1 protein-coding gene is annotated in these 231 nt (G+C 66.2%); it reads right to left on the bottom strand.

Annotation, left to right across the window (positions count from 1 at the left end; genetic code table 11):
* The coding region (locus ACQG3P_RS24935) for an N-acetyltransferase family protein (RefSeq protein WP_426806542.1) at positions 1-229 on the bottom strand (229 nt) is incomplete at its 3' end.
* Between the last annotated feature and the right edge of the window lie 2 nt (positions 230-231).

The raw sequence follows: 231 nt of genomic DNA, 5'->3' as shown, positions 1-231 counted from the left end.
CCGGACTCACGTACAGGTCTTCCAGGTACACGCCGTTGCGGCCCAGCCAGGTGGAGTAGTTGTAGAAAGACACCGCGTAGCCGATCGCCTCGCCACCGGCTTCGCAGATCAGCGCGCGCGCCTTGGCGCCCTCGCCGCACAGGCTGGCGACGATGCCCGCCTCGTCGGACTGCACCGACGATTCGGCCTTTTCGTAGATCGCCAGCTCGCGGATGAAGCGCAGGATCAGCG

The organism is Stenotrophomonas sp. SrG, from assembly GCF_050031795.1.
In the GTDB taxonomy this organism is placed as follows: Bacteria; Pseudomonadota; Gammaproteobacteria; order Xanthomonadales; family Xanthomonadaceae; genus Stenotrophomonas; species Stenotrophomonas rhizophila_A.
This window is presented reverse-complemented; position numbering and strand designations above follow the sequence as displayed.